At 44.4% G+C, this 17,532-nt stretch carries 13 protein-coding genes and 1 other RNA gene; 3 read left to right on the forward strand and 11 right to left on the reverse strand.

All coding sequences use genetic code 11. The features are described 5' to 3' along the window. Positions 1-516: 516 nt before the first annotated feature. Positions 517-1,314, reverse strand: coding sequence for an MGMT family protein (locus tag H524_RS0107440; RefSeq protein WP_156907574.1), 798 nt, complete (start codon positions 1,312-1,314; stop codon positions 517-519). Positions 1,315-1,649: 335 nt separating this feature from the next. Between H524_RS0107440 and ssrS the strand changes: the two genes are divergently transcribed. After that, a non-coding RNA gene (gene ssrS / locus H524_RS17065) (6S RNA) lies at positions 1,650-1,850 on the forward strand. 174 nt (positions 1,851-2,024) lie between these two features. On the opposite strand, the gene H524_RS17865 is transcribed toward ssrS, so the two are convergent. Then, complete coding sequence (locus H524_RS17865) at positions 2,025-2,153, reverse strand: hypothetical protein (protein ID WP_281171311.1); 129 nt, start codon at positions 2,151-2,153, stop codon at positions 2,025-2,027. A 928-nt stretch (positions 2,154-3,081) separates the two neighbouring features. Between H524_RS17865 and H524_RS0107465 the strand changes: the two genes are divergently transcribed. Both H524_RS0107465 and H524_RS0107470 read left to right on the forward strand, forming a co-directional pair. After that, positions 3,082-4,083 (forward strand): SLAC1 anion channel family protein, encoded by a 1,002-nt coding sequence (locus tag H524_RS0107465; protein ID WP_044121754.1) that lies wholly within the window; start codon positions 3,082-3,084, stop codon positions 4,081-4,083. A 398-nt stretch (positions 4,084-4,481) separates the two neighbouring features. After that, on the forward strand, positions 4,482-4,667 hold the full coding sequence (locus H524_RS0107470) for a hypothetical protein (protein ID WP_027939774.1): 186 nt from the start codon (positions 4,482-4,484) through the stop codon (positions 4,665-4,667). A 177-nt stretch (positions 4,668-4,844) separates the two neighbouring features. On the opposite strand, the gene H524_RS0107480 is transcribed toward H524_RS0107470, so the two are convergent. The 9 genes from H524_RS0107480 to H524_RS0107530 all read right to left on the reverse strand — a co-directional run bounded on the left by H524_RS0107480 (position 4,845) and on the right by H524_RS0107530 (position 16,536). Then, positions 4,845-5,849 (reverse strand): GGGtGRT protein, encoded by a 1,005-nt coding sequence (locus H524_RS0107480; RefSeq protein ID WP_027939775.1) that lies wholly within the window; start codon positions 5,847-5,849, stop codon positions 4,845-4,847. Positions 5,850-5,864: 15 nt separating this feature from the next. Next, entirely contained in the window at positions 5,865-6,563 is a 699-nt protein-coding gene (locus tag H524_RS0107485; RefSeq protein ID WP_027939776.1) for an iron-sulfur cluster assembly scaffold protein, read from the reverse strand. 516 nt (positions 6,564-7,079) lie between these two features. Beyond that, positions 7,080-7,859 (reverse strand): tryptophan synthase subunit alpha, encoded by a 780-nt coding sequence (trpA, locus tag H524_RS0107490; protein WP_027939777.1) that lies wholly within the window; start codon positions 7,857-7,859, stop codon positions 7,080-7,082. Next, positions 7,852-9,042: a tryptophan synthase subunit beta gene (gene trpB, locus H524_RS0107495; RefSeq protein ID WP_027939778.1), complete on the reverse strand. Its 1,191-nt coding sequence runs from the start codon at positions 9,040-9,042 to the stop codon at positions 7,852-7,854. Before trpB ends, trpA begins: the two co-directional genes overlap by 8 nt. 593 nt (positions 9,043-9,635) lie before the next feature. Continuing rightward, complete coding sequence (locus tag H524_RS0107505; protein WP_084281706.1) at positions 9,636-10,394, reverse strand: phosphoribosylanthranilate isomerase; 759 nt, start codon at positions 10,392-10,394, stop codon at positions 9,636-9,638. 2 nt (positions 10,395-10,396) lie between these two features. Then, a complete protein-coding gene (gene trpC / locus H524_RS0107510) occupies positions 10,397-11,197 on the reverse strand; it encodes an indole-3-glycerol phosphate synthase TrpC (RefSeq protein WP_027939780.1) in 801 nt (266 codons plus the stop codon). Between the two features lie 95 nt (positions 11,198-11,292). Further along, the gene (trpD, locus tag H524_RS0107515) at positions 11,293-12,315 is read right to left on the reverse strand and encodes an anthranilate phosphoribosyltransferase (protein WP_027939781.1); all 1,023 of its coding nucleotides are present in this window, start codon (positions 12,313-12,315) and stop codon (positions 11,293-11,295) included. Between the two features lie 667 nt (positions 12,316-12,982). Continuing rightward, complete coding sequence (gene eno / locus H524_RS0107520) at positions 12,983-14,278, reverse strand: phosphopyruvate hydratase (RefSeq protein ID WP_027939782.1); 1,296 nt, start codon at positions 14,276-14,278, stop codon at positions 12,983-12,985. A 1,424-nt stretch (positions 14,279-15,702) separates the two neighbouring features. Continuing rightward, entirely contained in the window at positions 15,703-16,536 is an 834-nt protein-coding gene (locus H524_RS0107530; protein ID WP_027939783.1) for a DUF533 domain-containing protein, read from the reverse strand. Positions 16,537-17,532 lie beyond the last annotated feature (996 nt).

A 17,532-nucleotide genomic window follows, 5' to 3' on the forward strand; every position in this document is an offset into this window, starting at 1 on the left:
AGGATACTAACCACCTATGCCGTCAACAGAGTGCGGATAAGTCCAATAAGGATGTTTAACTTTGAACAACTTTTTTGGAACAGCAAGCCACTACTACTGAAAGCAAGTAAGTAAAGCTAGCAATAGCCCCTGCTCTCATGCACATACCATTGCAATAGCCCCTGAAGATCATTAACGGCAAGCACCAAAGCGCCTTTAACAGTTAAGCATGCTCCCTGCTGCGATTACAGCATCTAAGCTAAATGGTATTGACTAGAAATATTATTGCTGTTGTAAGCTTTGCACCGCTTTTTACAAGACCGCCTACTGGCGGTCTTTTGCTATCTGCATCTGCAACATGATGTCAATGAATGGCTACAATCAAGCTAAGTCTTGTCAGCATGTACTCAAGATGAATTTTTGACCCGTAATGAGTGCTTTGATGGCACTATTATCTCTGCTCTAGCGTGACCGCATGAATAGCTTGCATGAATAGCTTGCCTAAACAGCATGCTTGAATAACAAGCTTCAAAAGCTTTAGGCTGGACGCTTAACGTTGATGCCAAAGCGATACATCAAATAGCTTTTTATATCGCTGCCGAGTCGAAACTTACCAGCATCTTTGAGCACGGCATTTGGATTGCTCTTGAGCTGCAGCCTGAACTCATCATTAAGCGGCTTGCTGATGACTAGATGGCATGGCACTAAGAGCAGTACTGGATTTTTAGACATGGCAGTGGCTGCGCTACGAGTGTACTTGCTGCCCTCTTCTTTAGATAACTTAGGATGAGAGAGAATCGCTAAGTCTGAATAGCTAATCAAGCGTGGGTGTGTGCTCAAAAAGTTTGTATGCAAAAAATTTTGGATTTTTCCAAGCTGCTCACCAGATAGAACAGTGCAGTCTACTTTTGGGATCAGTGAACTAAGCTCGCTTAAGGTACGCGCACTCATGGGAGTAAGAGACTTTAGATAGGCATAGTCAATTTGCGCTACGTACTCTTGAGGGTCTCTCTTTTCTGCATAAATAGCTGCATAAGGGTGTTGCCCTGGAAAGACATACACGTACTTTTTGAACTGAGGTACCGCGCCAAAGATACGGCCTAAAGCCTCTCTTAATCTCAATGCAGTTTCCATAGCATCAAGATCTTCACAAAAGCTTACATCAGGTACTGGTTGAGGGCGGAGTGCGGCAAGTTTGTCTTTAAAGAGGTCAATATCCTTGGGAGTTATGAGTCCTAAGATGGTATGGCCATGAATGAAGGCAATTAGATCACCAAGCACGGTTGCGAGGGTAAATTGCATCACACTTCCTGTTAATGCATTCGTTAAAGCCATGTTGACAGCTCCATATACCTTAACAAGAGACAGATTAGCTAAGTGATAACACTACTATCGGACGTCAGGGCGGAAGTCGATGGTCTACAGACTAAATAATATGGTTGTAGACATATAAGACGATTAGCCCGATAGCACATCCTGCATCATGAATACTGTACATAATATGTACTAAGATAGCCTTACAAAAAGCGGAAAGACAAGCTATTTTGCAGCGCGTAACAGATCAATCTTATCGCGCAATGGCCCTCAATACAAGGGATTTATTTACCTATAAAAAGCCCGTGAATACTTGTATTCAGACGGTGATATGCTATTATGAACTTAGGCTGATGGTGTCTCGAATGAACGCCAGCCTGTATTGCCCTGAGCCGATATTACTAGATTGGGAGATCTTCCTGAGTTCCGATGAGCACGCCTAAACTGTTTAAGTTTACTTAGGCAGTCCCTTGAGAAGCCGAGCGAGCCACAGGTTTCCCACCTTGAACTTCCTGGTTCAAGGAGCTTAATATGGTAACGTCATCTCTTGTACCATCAGTCCTATTCACATCAAGCGTATCAACGCAACAATTAAAGGCCATCAGGGCCTTTTTTTGTGCCCGCAAGCTGCAGCTGCAGCCAACTCCACGCACTCAAAATCATCAGCTCTACCTTACTGCAGATCGCTCAGCTACCTACTCAAGACCCTCACTCATCAGCTACAGCGCTCTCTATAACTTTGAGTTAAGACTTATCATGGCCACTGATACGATCTTAGTACTAGCACTGCTTATATGACGCAAGATCTCAGCAATAGCTCTCTTAAAGCCGGCAGTTACGTTGGTCTTGATAAAGCTCATAATCCATTCCATGCATGGACTTGCGCACTGATGCTGGCAATGCCTTTCTTAGCATCGCCTCAGTAGCATAGATTCGATCGCTACATTAACCTCATCTTGCATTAGTAAGTCTTTGCTGCAGTAGCTTGTGAGTAATGAATCCGCATATCTGAGGTATGCGCCAATATGCTGCTTAGAGAGAGTCTCCCTTTTCTACGGTTCAAGGTTTCAGGCTATGGGCTTTGATGTTTTCAACGTGCTTTTATTTTGCCGTTAATTGCTCTTGAGAAAGAATTGGCAGCGTGGACATAGTGCTGTTTGTGCATCGTGATGGCATCAAGGTGCAACTTTATCAAAATGTTTTGTTGTTGCAAAAGTAAGGTCGTTGCAGCTGAGAAATGCTGATGCAATAAGGATTTTTGGGCGGATAGCGTTGCTTTTTCTCTGTGTTTTAGGGTCAGTTTTGTCCTCAAAAGTAACTTGCAAATGATATTTGTTTTCATGTCCAATAGCATTAGTTTCCATTGGAAATCTATTTGTTTTACAATGGAAACTAATTTGAAGCCATGAGTGATTTTAGTAAGTTGTTCATTGCTTCGTAGGCAAAGCCTAAATACGACTTTGCTTGGCGATATACGAAAAAGGCAGCCATAAGAAACTTATGAAGCCGTTTAATTAGCATGCTGCTAAACATCTAGTTTGGCTGAGTGGTGCTTTAGATAGTTGATATGCACATTTAAAGGTGCTCTGGCTTACTTAGCGATCTTTTATGAAGATAAGAGCTGCATGACATGCTGCTTATGCTTTAGCTGATTATTTTGCAGTGTTCTTATCTTGTTTGTTTTGTGCAAGTCCCTGCCCATCGAATTGTCTCCATAATGACGGTAACAATCATGCAAGATCTTACACCTTCACCAATCATTTGCATTTGCATCGAAAAGGTATCGGTATGACTCAAGAGACAATTAAGCCAATGGAGGCTGCTATCCCTGAATCAAAGCTCAAGCATATGCCTATCAACATGTTTGCTATTGTGATGGGTCTTGCGGGCTTTTCACTCACCTGCCATGCTGTTGTAGGTAATGAAACTCTCGATCTTATAACTGCCTTGCTTGCCTCAGCTGTCTTTGTGATCTTAACTTTCTTCTATGCCCTTAAGATCATCAAGTATCCTCAGGCAGTAGTGGAGGAGGCTAATCATCCAGTAAAGCTCAGTTTCTTCCCTGCATTCTCAATTAGCTTACTGCTGCTCTCATCAGTATGGCTTAAGTATGACTTTGCTGTTTATCTGTGGCTTGCAGGATGTACCTTACAGCTCATCTTAACCTTGTTTGTTCTGTACTCTTTAGTCCATAAGACCTTTAGCATCAATCACGTCAACCCTGCTTGGTTTATTCCGGTTGCTGGCCCTCTGATTGTGCCAATGGCAGGTACTCAACTTGGCTATGGCTTTATCTCAACCATTGCCTATCCAATTGGCTTTATCTTCTGGATCTTGCTCTTTACCATTTTGCTTTACCGCTTGGTATTCCACGATCCACTGCCACCAAAGTTAGTACCGATGCTGTGCATTATGCTAGCACCACCATCAGTAGCTGCCCTGTCATATCACGCAATTGATCATTACTATGCAGCGCCAGGCGCTCACTCAAGCCCAGTGGTACTGATGCTCTACGGCATTGCATGGTTTGTGTTTGTATTCTTACTTACAAACATTAAGCGCTTTATCAAGGCACCTTTCTTCTTATCAGCATGGGCCTACTCATTCCCTGTAGCAGCCTTTATCTTAGCTACCAAGAAGTTAGTGCCGGAGTTTAGTGCACCAGAATACCTATCAGTGCTGAACTTAATTGACTACACCTTATGGGGCCTCTTTGCCCTGCTCATTACTTACCTTTTCGTCAGAACCTCCATTCTGATTGCAAAGGGCAAAATCTGCGTCCCTGAATAAGGTGCATCATGCATTAAGGCCCAGTCTCTGCCTCAAATAAAGGCGACAGCTTTAATACATGTGAAACAGAATACGATTGTAGACAATACATGGAAAGCTAAAAGGCATCGGAGGAGTCTTCGGTGCCTTTTTTGATCCTAACGACTAAAGTTACATCAATACCATCGTGGCCGCATGGCTATGATCCGGCAGCAAAGGCATGCCCTGTCACGGCTATGATTCTGTCGCGAAAGCATAGCCAGCCAGGCTATGCTGCGATAGCGAAATGTTTGCCTGTTAAGTCTATGTGGCAGATAGCTAATGCATTTGTGATTGTGAAAAGTGCTTTTTATTGCAGTTAGTTGGCTGCAGCTGGACTTTGATTTTTTCTTACATGGTTGCTAATAATTGGTTTTAGTATGCAAGCAAGTTTATTGAAAAGATTAAAGGGCATGGTCGACAGCTTCGATGCATACAAGTCTTGTTTAGCTTACTTAGAGCAAATAGCGCTGTTGCCTTATGGTACCGATGAAGATATGACCGCACTAACAAGAGCAGAGTTAGAGCTTAGTCGTGGGCGTAAAGCTAGGCTTGATATAGCTTAATCGTGGTGGTATGGCAGAGATTGAGACGGGCTGCAAACTTCGGTCTTTGATAATTGGTGGGGAAGTGGTTGAGGGAGTAATTTTGTTGAGGTTTGTTGAGGCGATAAAAAAGGGCCTTGCGGCCCTTTAGTATTAGAAGATGTATATACATCTCTTTCTTATTTCAATTAGGTATTTTTACTTCTTGTTTAAAGCCTGGTCTACAGCAACAGCGATAGCTACAGTTGCGCCAACCATTGGGTTGTTACCCATACCTAAGAAGCCCATCATCTCAACGTGAGCAGGAACTGATGAAGAACCAGCGAACTGAGCGTCAGAGTGCATACGACCCATGGTGTCGGTCATACCGTATGAAGCAGGACCAGCGGCCATGTTGTCTGGGTGTAAGGTACGACCGGTACCGCCACCAGATGCTACTGAGAAGTACTTCTTGCCCTGTTCTACGCACTCTTTCTTGTAAGTGCCTGCTACTGGGTGCTGGAAGCGAGTTGGGTTGGTGGAGTTACCAGTAATGGAAACGTCAACACCCTCGTGGTGCATGATTGCTACGCCTTCGCGAACATCGTCAGCACCGAAGCAACGTACGTTAGCACGCTCGCCCTTTGAGTAAGGGATCTCTTTAACGATCTTGAGCTCACCAGTTGCATAGTCAAACTGAGTCTGAACATAGGTAAAGCCGTTGATACGGGAGATAATCTGAGCTGCGTCCTTGCCTAAGCCGTTTAAGATAACGCGCAGTGGAGTGTTACGTGCCTTGTTAGCGTTACGGGCAATACCGATAGCGCCTTCAGCAGCAGCGAAAGACTCGTGACCAGCTAAGAAAGCAAAGCACTTGGTCTCGTCGCGTAATAACATTGCACCTAAGCCACCGTGGCCGATACCAACCTTACGGTCTTCAGCAACGGAACCAGGGATACAGAAAGCCTGCAGACCGATACCGATAGCATCAGCAGCGTCAGCAGCGCTCTTAACCTGCTTCTTTAAAGCGATAGCTGCACCAGCAACATAGGCCCAGCATGCGTTCTCAAAGGCGATTGGCTGAATGCCGCGAACGATCTCGTATGGATCGAAGCCAGCATCCTTACAAATCTTGTGAGCCTCTTCGAGGTTAGCAATACCGTTCTCGTTTAAGGCTGCGTTTACTTTGTCAATACGACGCTCATAACTTTCAAATAAAGCCATTTTTAGTACACCTCATTACTCATGTCTTGGGTCAATGTACTTGGCAGCGTCATCGAACTGACCATAGTGACCTTTAACCTTGGCAATAGCCTCGGAACCCTTGATCTCTGGGTTGGCCTTTAAGGTATCGATTAACTTGCCTAAGTTTACGAACTCGTAGCCAACGATTTCATTGTCTTCGTTTAAAGCTAAACGGGTTACGTAACCCTCGGTCATTTCGAGGTAGCGAGCGCCCTTTGCCTTGGTACCGAACATGGTACCAACCTGGCTGCGCAGAGTCTTACCTAAGTCTTCTAAGGAAGCACCGATTGGAAGACCACCCTCAGAGAAAGCAGTCTGGGTACGACCGTAAACGATCTGTAAGAATAACTCGCGCATAGCGGTGTTGATAGCATCGCACACGAGGTCGGTATTTAAAGCCTCAAGCAGGGTCTTGCCAGGTAAAATCTCAGAAGCCATAGCAGCTGAGTGAGTCATACCTGTACAGCCTAAGGTCTCAACCAGGGCTTCTTCAATGATACCGTCTTTAACGTTAAGGGTAAGCTTACATGCGCCCTGCTGAGGAGCACACCAGCCCACACCGTGAGTTAAACCAGAGATATCTTTGATTTCTTTAGCCTGAACCCACTTACCCTCCTCAGGGATTGGGGCAGGTCCATGGTATGCACCCTTCTTAACAGTGCACATTTGCTCTACTTCGTGTGAATAGATCATTATGCGATACCTAATTGACTAAAATCCTAACATCGTTTTTCTTCTAGCTTGATGAGCGTGTCGCACTCACCTAGTTGAGAAAACGATTCAATTATAGCGATAAACTTTATCTTTTGCAGATCTATTTGCAAAGAGTTGAAGCACTTTTTTACAGAATTTGATATATACGGCATTTCTTAATTAATGCCCTTGCATGCACCACGCACTATCTTTAGGCACAAATACCCTCAAATCCACTAATTCTGTTCGCTCTGTACGGTTCAAAACAAGATACATATCCTATTTGCAAGGTTTTGCAAAACCATTCAGTGAGCTTACACTTGTCTTACAAGCTGTAGCCTTTAATCAAGCTTCTAGCCCTATTTATCCCATCAATAACTCTTAATTGCTCTTTGTAGTTACCAAAAGATCAACCATATTTACAATAGCCACCTATAAAGTGAAAGGCCCGCATATGCGGGCCTAATAAATAAGAGCAATAACAGCAATAAGCTGTTTTTGTGGTTTGTAGCTAAATTAGCTCATGGAACGAAGCGCGTCTTTCATTTGCTTGACGAAAGCGCCAACATGCTCTGGAGCGTCTTTTCCATATTGTTCTACGATCTTTATGATCGCGCTACCCACAATGGCACCATCTGATAAGGACGCCATCTCCACAGCCTGCTCAGGGGTGGTGATACCAATACCGACAGCACATGGAATGGAGGTGTGCTCGCGGATAGTAGCAACAATACCCTTGATGTCTTCAATCATCTTCTCGCGACTTTGATTGCCGCCTAATCCTGATACAACATAGATAAAGCCATTAGAGCTCTCAGCAATCGATGCCACACGACCTACGGACGATGGTGCGATTAAGCTAATGATATCGACGCCATGTACCTCAGCACTGGCATCAAACTCATCCTTTTCTTCTAAAGGCACATCAGGAAGTACCATGCCCTGAACGCCAACATCGGCACAACGCTCCATGAAACGCTCAATACCGTAGTTGTAGACAGTGTTAGCGTAAGTCATGAACATGATTGGGATATGAACATCCTTTCTAACGTTCTCAACAAACTCAAAGATGTCATCAGTAGTCAGTTCATGTTTCAAGGCACGCATAGTTGCTGCCTGAATAGAGGGGCTCTCAACTACAGGATCAGAAAATGGGATGCCCAGCTGAATAATATCGGCACCAGCATCTTGCATTGCTTTCATGCAAGCTGCAGTAGTACTTAAATCAGGATCACCACAGGTAATGAAAGGAATGAAAGCTTTGCCATTAGCAAAGGCATTTGCAAAATTACTCATGAATTTCCTCTCCTCTGTAGCGAGCAATCGCAGCTACGTCCTTGTCACCACGACCTGATAAGTTAATGACCATGATCTTGTCTTTGCCCATTGTTGGAGCCATCTTTATGGCTTGAGCTACTGCATGAGATGACTCAATTGCCGGGATGATACCCTCAGTACGTGACAAGTACTCAAAAGCATTCACTGCCTCATCATCGGTAATGGCGAAGTACTTAGCTCTACGTGAATCGAACAATTCAGCATGCTCAGGCCCCACACCAGGATAATCAAGACCTGCTGAGATGGAGTATACAGGAGCAATCTGACCAAACTTATCTTGGCAGAAGTAAGACTTCATACCATGGAAGATACCCACAGAGCCCACATTGAAAGTAGCTGCAGTTTCGGCAGTATCAATACCACGACCAGCGGCCTCACAACCAATTAGTGCAACCTCTTTGTCGTTGATGAAATGATAGAAAGCACCAATAGCATTAGAGCCGCCACCAACACAAGCAAGCACTGCATCAGGTAATCTGCCTTCAGCCTTTAAGATCTGCTCTTTGATCTCTCTTGAGATTACAGCTTGGAAGTCACGTACGATGGTTGGGAATGGATGCGGGCCTACAGCAGAACCTAAGCAATAGTGAGTGTCCTCAAGACGAGTACACCACTCGCGCATGGCCTCAGAAACCGCATCTTTTAAGGTAGCAGTGCCTGAGGTGACAGGAACCACTTTAGCTCCGAGCAAACGCATACGGTAGACATTAAGCGCCTGACGTTCTGTGTCTTCTTTACCCATGTACACAATGCAATCAAGGCCCAGTAAAGCTGCTGCAGTAGCTGAGGCTACACCGTGCTGACCTGCACCAGTCTCAGCAATCAGGCACTTCTTGCCCATCTTTTTAGCCAGTAAAGCTTGGCCTAAAACATTGTTGATCTTATGAGCGCCAGTATGATTTAAGTCCTCGCGCTTTAAGTAGATCTTGGCACCACCAAGATCTTCGGTCATCTTACGAGCAAAATACAGACGAGATGGTCTGCCTGCATAATTGTTAAAGAGATCATCAAGCTCCTTGATAAACTCAGGATCTTTCTTGTAGTGCTCGTATGCTTCTTCCAGTTCATTCACTGCGTTCATCAGCGACTCAGGAATGTACTGTCCACCATGGATGCCAAAACGTCCCTTCGGGTTGGTCATAATCTAAAAATCTCCGCTATAAGCACCATTAGCAAAAACTGCATCTATGCCTAAACTTTATGCGCAAGAGGCATGCATATCATGATCTTTCAAGTGCTTATATCTGATGCTCAAAGATGTGTTTGTTTTCAAGCAGACTAGCTGCTATCGACCCAATGCCTAACAGCCACACACTATACCAATATGTGCTCAACTTAAGATAGCAATGAGCCTTAGCTTTGCAATGTCTCTCACCTTTTAGCCATAAAAGATCAGTGTCATGACCATTAGCTTTAGCTCAACTAAGAGCACCCAAAGCGCTGCATTATATTGCTATGGTTAAGCTGCAGCTTTGTGCAAGGCTCTTGGGGTTGCCATGCTCTGGGTTTTGCCACGCTATGGGCATTGCATGCTCTGCTACTGTCATGCGCTGCTATTGCCCTGCTCTGGCTATTGCCATGCCACACTATGGGCATTGCGGTACAACTTGCTGTTGCGTTGCTGTGTTGGCTTTGCTGGTAATGGACTGTTGTTAGGCCAATGTTTAGTGATCTTTAGCTTAGTGTTTGCTGTGGCCTGCTATGCAAGCTTAGCTTGCTTGCTTGCTTGCTTGCTTAGCTAGCTTGGGTATAGGCACGGACTTTTGCAACAAAAGAACGCATCTTTGATAAGTCTTTAATGCCGTCAGTCTCAATACCTGAGCTGACATCTACTGCCATGGGGTGGCAAGTGTGCAAGGCTGTCTCAATATTTTCTAAATTTAAGCCGCCTGCAAGAAAGTAAGGTCGATTCATATAGCCCCCAAGGGGCCAGCTAAACGACTCCCCACTACCGCCGGAGGAAGAGTCGAGCAAGATGTAATCGCTATGGAAGGTATCGGTAAGTGCAATATCATCAAAAGTACTTACCGCCACTGCCTTGATAATCGGCATGGTGTCTATACAAAGAGTGTCTAAGGCTGCCAAGGCATCCCTTAGTTTTTGAATATAGGCATTATTTTCTTTGCCATGAAGCTGAATGACATCAATGATGCCTTCTTTAGCGAGGGCCACAATATTCTCAATAGGCTCATCAACAAAGACGCCTACTGCCTTAATCTTTTTGTTCAGATGCTCTTTAAGGGTTTTGGCCTCATCGGTAGTGATATAGCGCTTGCTCTTTTTGACAAAGATAAAGCCGATATAGTCAACCTCAAGCTCATTGCACAGCTCAATTTCCTCAACACGTCGTAAGCCGCATAACTTAATAGCGACACGATCTGATGTGGAGTACTTATTGTTATACAAAGTCTCGTTAGCTATGCTCTGCTCATCGCTTGCAAAGTGGATGCCGCAAGCTGTGGAAGCTAGCTTGTTTTTAGCAATATCACTCATAACTAGACCTCCTTGTAGCTGCGTAATGATTGAAGCATGGCGCTTTTGTCCGTAGAGCGCATCATCGCCTCGCCAACTAAGATGGCGTTGGCACCGCAATCCACTATGTTTTTAACGTCCACGCTATCTTTTACGCCGCTCTCTGAGACAAAAATAATGTCATCCGGAACCAGCGTGCGTAGACGACGTGAGTTTGAAGTATCGACAGAAAAATCTTTGAGATTGCGATTGTTAACACCAATCATGCGCGCACCACAATCAAGGGCTCGCTTCACCTCATCGCTATCATGAGCCTCAACTAATGCAGACAGACCAAGCTCATTAGAAAGCTCAAGCATGTGCTTAATCTGAGCATCACTAAGAATCGAGCAAATAAGCAACACTGCTTGTGCACCAAGGAGCTTTGCCTCATAGATTTGATAGTCATCGACAACAAAATCTTTTCTAAGACATGGTGCACTCACGGCTTTAGCTATTTTATGTAAGTGCTTGTCGCTGCCTAAAAACCATTTAGGCTCAGTAAGCACGCTAATGCAGTCAGTCTTAGCTGCATCGTAAGCTCTTGCAATGGCTAAGTAGTCATAGACTGGATCAATAATTCCTTTAGATGGCGATGCTTTCTTACACTCACAAATAAAGGCAATCTCACCAATGAGATTACGCTGTTTAATACGCTGTTCAAAAGCAAAGTCACCACGAGGCAGAGTAGATACCTCTGCCATCAGCTTGTCTAAACTTAGTTGAGTTTTAGCTATCTTAACTCGCTCTTTTGCATAATCTGTAAGCTGTTCAAGAATGGACATGCGATCTCCTCAACTTGGTGCACTTTGCTCATTGCTAAGACACGCTTGCCAATGAATTAAGGCGTGCGTGTCGTTGCGTTTTAGCTAAGATCTACCTAATTAAGCTTAGATAGCTGAATTAGCTTATCGAGAACCTCTAGTGCGGCTCCTTTGTCAATCAAGGTAGCAGCATACTCAGCACCTTCACCAATTGAAGGGGCTTTGCCACCAATGTATAAAGCAGCACCAGCGTTTAAGAGCACCGCATTGCGCTTACTACCTTGCACTGTACCGTTTAAAATGCCGCGCGTAATGGCAGCATTCTTTTGTGGCTCACCGCCTAAAAACTCTGCTTGGGATACACGCGGCATACCAAAATCTTCAGGCTTAACCTCATAAGTCTTGTACCAGCCATTCTTGAACTCGCAAATAAGCGTCTCATCACTAAGCGAGATCTCATCAAGCTTGTTTTTGCCATAGACGACCATACCGCGCTTAACCCCAAGACTTATTAAAACCTTAGCTAGCGGCTCGACTAAAGATGGATCATAGACACCGAGCAATTGAGCACTTGGAGAGGCTGGATTAGTTAGCGGGCCTAAGATGTTAAATACTGTTCTAAAGCCTAACTCTTTGCGCAGTGAGCCTACATACTTCATGGAGTCGTGATAGTTTTGGGCAAAGAAAAAGCACATGCCTACAGTCTCAAGCAAGAACTTACATTGCTCAGGACTTTGCTCAATATTAACGCCTAGCGCCTCAAGACAATCAGCTGTACCACACTTAGAGGATGCCGCACGATTACCATGCTTGGCGACCTTCATGCCACTTGCTGCGATAACAAAGGCTGAGGTAGTCGAGATATTAAAAGAGTTTGCGTTATCACCACCCGTACCCACGATATCAAAGACCTCAAAAGGCACCTCAACTTTAGTTGAGTGATCGCGCATAGCTGCAGCACAACCTGCAATCTCATCGATAGTCTCAGCACGGGTACTCTTAGTCGATAATGCTGCCAAGAACGCTGCATTTTGTGTGGCGGATGTAGCGCCAGACATGATCTCATTCATAACGGTATAGGCTTCGTCATATGTTAGATCCATTTTGGATACGATCTTAACAATAGCCTCTTTGATCATCGCCACCCTCTCATTTAAATACCAAAAGCACTAAGATGCAGATAAGCACGCACATTAATAAAACTAGCTGTGCGTAGCCTCATCATGAGGCCTTTTGCATACTAACACGTACACATAGGTCAAATGCCATTTGCGCAACTAAAACTCATTCGCACCCTTATGGCCAAGCTCTATTGACCAAGAGAAAAGGGTATACGACCCAATATTGTTTATATCCTGCGAGAATTTGGCAACCTTGGTGTGCCTGGGAGTGCCCAGTATTTGGTGTTATTCGATATTTAGATTTGTTGTCGTACGCAATGCTTTAGCACTATTGATGTGAAACAACTGATTTTTGCTGCCATGTGCATTTGCAAACAAGTTATTGCGTACTGAAAGGAGATCTTGTCTTCTTGTGCTCACTTGCAGGACGATTGCTCGCTGAGCATGGTGGTACCCCAAAGTGTTTGTTTGCGGAAGTTAGATTTTTCTATCTGACAGTGCTTGGTGGTGCTTTGCAATGGTAAGCAACAGTTTGTCGTGGTGGATTTGATGGGCGAATTTGTTTTGGTAGGCGGGCTTTGTTTGTGCTGCACAGATGAAAAAGGCAGCAGTAATCGCGAGGACTAGCTGCTGCCTTAATATAGTTTAGATCATCCCTGAGCTACAGGGATTGGGTCTTAAAAAACTATAACTTGATGTTGTAGAAAGAGGTCTTGCCACCGTAGATAGCGTTCTCACCGAGCTCCTCTTCGATACGGATGAGCTGGTTATACTTAGCCATACGGTCAGAACGAGACATAGAACCAGTCTTAATCTGGCCAGCGTTGGTACCAACGGAGATGTCAGCGATGGTAGCATCCTCAGTCTCACCTGAGCGGTGGGAAACGATAGCAGTGTAGCCAGCACGCTTAGCCATCTCGATAGCCTCGAAGGTCTCAGTTAAGGTACCGATCTGGTTAACCTTAATTAAGATAGCGTTAGCGGTCTCTTTCTCGATGCCTTCCTTTAAGATTGCTGGGTTGGTTACGAATAAGTCGTCACCAACGAGCTGTACCTTGGAACCTAAACGATCGGTCAGCTTCTTCCAACCAGCCCAGTCACCCTCAGCAGCGCCGTCTTCGATAGAGATAATTGGGTAGGTGTTTACCCACTTCTCAAGAACGTCGATCCACTGATCGATGCTGTAGTTAACCTGCTGCTTGGTAAGCTCGTACATGCCGCTCTCAGAGTTGTAGAACTCAGAAGATGCGCAGTCTAAGCCGATGAAGATGTCCTTACCAGCCTCGTAACCAGCGGCCTTGATAGCTTCCATAATGAGGTCAAGAGCTTCCTCGTGGCTGTGAATAGCCTCAGGAGCGAAACCACCCTCATCACCTACTGCAGTAGACATGCCCTTAGCGTTGATGATCTTGCTTAAGGTGTGGAAAGTCTGAGCACCCATGCGTACTGCCTCAGCTAAAGAAGGAGCGCCTACTGGGATGATCATGAACTCTTGGATGTCGAGCTTGTTGTTAGCGTGAGCACCACCGTTGATGATGTTCATCATTGGAACTGGCAGAGCCATCTGGCCTGAACCGCCTAAGTAACGGTACAGTGGCATGCCTGCCTCGTCAGCTGCAGCCTTAGCAACTGCCATGGAGACAGCTAAGATAGCGTTTGCGCCTAAACGAGCCTTAGTATCAGTGCCGTCAAGCTTGATCATGGTGCGGTCAATGAGAACCTGCTCAAATGCATCAAGGCCTAAAAGAGCGTCACGGATTTCGCCGTTTACGTTAGCAACAGCCTTTAAAACACCCTTGCCGCCGAAACGGGACTTGTCGCCGTCACGGAGCTCGATGGCCTCACGGACACCAGTAGAAGCACCAGAAGGTACTGAAGCACGACCGAAAGCGCCTGAGTCTAAAACTACATCGCACTCAACGGTTGGGTTACCACGGCTGTCAATAATTTCACGGGCCTTGATCTCTACAATTGCGCTCATGCTTGTTCCTTAATATCAAAAATAAAGGACATATGTCCAAAACTCGAACCTCCGTACACTAAGCACGGAGCGTTCATCCTGAATGCCCATTAAAGACAAAGAGGATTGCGACACGATAACCATCTAACTCTTTAATGGGTCGGAAAGGAAGTTTGGTAGTAAATGAATTTTACCTACCTTGCCACTCAGGATCTTTCCTAAAAAATTCGCTTTGGCGAGCGGACGATGCATCTGCGATGTTAGGATTCAGAGATCATCAGCCTCGTTAGATATTTGCTTAAGCACCGGTATCACAGAGTGCAAAGCTTAGTATCTAACGTTTGCTTTAACTAACCACAGTTAGCTAAAACTCACCACGTATTATATCAAGTTACCCTACGCTTACAAGGTCTAAACAAAAATAAAGTTAGCCTATTCTAACTAAAGCGCTTTTCCATCAGGATTAACTTGTATACAAAGTATTAAACCCTATCTAGAGGCCTTTTGATCGCCATTTTTATGCGCCTGATCAAATATTATCAGCTGCAATACTCTATCAATTTTAGTGTGCAATTTCTGTTGACATGCAAACTCACAAACATAAGCCATTTGTAAAGCAACTAAGCAGCAAAATGCTCCAAAACTTAGCCCCAAACTAGGCATAAAAACCAAGTTTTTAGCATGCTTTTCTCACCATCAAAAACATCAGCACTACCACCATTCTTTTCACGCATGAATTAGCTCTTTGCTATCTGCCCTCAGCTAGCTGCGCCAAGCAACATCGAGCTATCACCCTCAACAATCGATACCTGCATTTTCAAACAACAGCGCATTTATCTTGTATACAGCTGCTTTTTCTCACGGCAACTCTGCGATCAGACTAATTGCTTTGTCTTCAGTGCTCTTTTGCCAATGCATACGTTTAGCCCGTGGTGATGTGAGCATGCTGGTTATGGACATGAGCTTGCCAAGACCGTTCTTTTAGAGTGCTTGATGAAGATCAGAGCTGTTTGAGGCTTTAGAATCGCTACTGCAAACTTAACTGCTATAGATTCTACTGGCAGTACTTTGGTAAAAAGCTACTAGCTCAAAGGTACGATGAAGAGATCTGTATTGGTTTGCTAAATTTGACGGCTATACTTGCGTGCTTTGAAAGGCCTAAACTTTCGCGGTGCGCAAGAGCGCTTTTGCGCTAAGAGATGCTGCGCTGGTGAGTTTAATTGATGGGCTGGTTCGTTTACTTGATTAGGATGGTGAGTTTGATTGATGCGGTAACGGTGGGCAAGCACATGGTGAGAACGGTATGACTTGAGGCAGCCTCCATTGTGTCTGAGGCTGCGCTTAGATTATGTGCATAAGATTTTATGGATGTGCTGCAGCTTGAGTTGTGCGCTGGGTGGTGCGCTTAGCTTAGCTTGCTGTAGTTGTAGTGTTAGTCTTGCTGCCTAGAAACTAGCACAAGCACTGACATAGCGACCTTGGGTAAGGTCATCATCATGAGTCAGCATACGCATTGCACGGCGGTCGAGCTCACGACGAGCTGAAGGGCCAATACCAAGGCATGCAGAGAGCATCTCTAAGTAGGATTGCTCTAAAGGATTATGGGTGCTGAGCATTACAGCTGAGAGCAGATAGATATCGAGACTTTCTTCTGCAAAGCGAACTTTGCTGGCTAAAGAATATGGATCGAGATGGATAGTTAACAGATTATCAATCTCACCACGAACATTATTGATGTGATTGCTAAAGACGGCCTGACAGAAGTCACGCAAAGATTGGAAATGATCTTGATCAATACGTCCTTCTGCACGCATTGCATAGACCATGGTTTCTACTAGCAGTAAGGCAGTAGTGTAGAAGACCATTTCACTAGTCTCGCCAATAACCTCATTAGGACGAGCTAGCAAAGAACGACGGCGCATCATCCACTGTTTGTAGATTCCGTAAGCAACAATAGCTGGAACCTTGTTCAGGATAACACTTGCTGAGTCTTGATTATTGTCAGCACTGACCTCAGGAAATAAATTGGAGCTTGCCTTTACCTCTTGAGCAACTAAATAGTTAGAGCTCTTTGCAAACGCACTTGAAGACACAGCAACATCTTGGCTGTGGTCTTTTCGCTTTTCATGCGATGCCTCAAACACAGGCACTGGACAATATGACTGCGTAGCCACTTGTGAAGTGGCATTATTTATGGGCCCTTCGTCGTGGTTGCACTGAGAGTGCTTATCTGTGCGTGCATTGTATAAATTGAACAATGCAGAAAGTGGATTGCTCATGACAATTCTCGTTTTTAACAAATGTTAAGCTGAGTGCTTAAGAGATTTGCTGCTCTATCCTAACTGTTGCTAAGAGAGCACATAGTAAAACTCATCAGCCTTGTTAGATGGTTACTGACTTAAGCTTTTCCATGATCATTTAGATTCATGCAATTAAGACTAAGTAGCCTTGTGACCATCTACCGTGGCTATAAAGCACACCTTAATGTGCGAAAGGCAAGTTCGTGCACCTTTTGCCTACTGACAACTTAATCTAAAAACTTAGGCAAACGCATCACTGCACCATAAAATACACAAAGTATTTTGTAGTTTTGTTTTGCTAAGTGGCCTATTTGCGCCACTACAAGCATGATTGTAGATACAACATATTTTTTTCTTCGCCCGTAAAAGGTGCGGGCTAAAAAGATGCAAGGCTGTTTTTGTTAACAAGTGCGATATTTACGCCATTTAAATGCCACAACACACACTCAAAACATTTAAATTCCATACATTTAACTAAACAATGCATGTAACTTGTTACACCAAACAGCAACAATACAAAACTACAAAAACTGTCACCAAACCGCTGATATCTCGCGATATAAGCAATTCTTGGTATGTGTATTATGGAAGTAATTTATGTAACAGTTACATTCACGTAACTAATTTTTGATGAACATCATAATTTGCGTGTATCTAGAAAAACTCCACCCCTAAAAAAGCACCAAATTTTAGACATAGGCCCAATTTCTGACTGTAACATACTGTATCGTTTCACGCCTCAGCGCCATATTACATGTACTTAAGCAGCCATCCTAAACAAGGCCACTCTACTTAAAAAGCTTCACTCTCTACCATACAAAAATGAGCCCAACCCCCTTTTAATTATGAGCAGCTTATTCCCTAGCTCTTTACGCAAAATATCTACCATGTAACAAATGTTACATGCAATGTTATTACTTTTGATAGTTAAAATTCATGCATTCCACCCTATCTGCCGCAGCGTTCTGTGCCCAT

It is taken from the genome of Anaerobiospirillum succiniciproducens DSM 6400 (genome assembly GCF_000482845.1).
Taxonomy (GTDB): Bacteria; Pseudomonadota; Gammaproteobacteria; order Enterobacterales; family Succinivibrionaceae; genus Anaerobiospirillum; species Anaerobiospirillum succiniciproducens.